The organism is Bradyrhizobium lablabi (assembly GCF_001440475.1).
GTDB lineage: Bacteria > Pseudomonadota > Alphaproteobacteria > Rhizobiales > Xanthobacteraceae > Bradyrhizobium > Bradyrhizobium lablabi.
The window spans coordinates 606-819 of sequence record NZ_LLYB01000075.1; the positions used below are offsets into that span (position 1 = coordinate 606).

A 214-nucleotide genomic window follows, 5' to 3' on the forward strand; every position below is an offset into this window, starting at 1 on the left:
CGGCCTCGGCCTGGCAGCCCTGACCAGCGGCGTCGACTTCATCGACAACGCCGCGACCAACAAGGTCGTCGCCAGCCTGAGTTCGGCTTCGAGCCTGCTGCGTTCCCAGGCTTCGGCCCTGGGTTCGAACCTGTCTATCGTGCAGATCCGTCAGGACTTCTCCAAGAACGTGATCAACGTGCTGCAGACCGGTTCGTCGAACCTGACGCTGGCC

General features: G+C 63.6%; 1 pseudogene. It reads left to right on the forward strand.

Features of this window, described 5'->3' with window-relative positions:
* Positions 1-214, forward strand: a pseudogene (locus tag CQ14_RS44715) (flagellin); the annotation flags it as partial.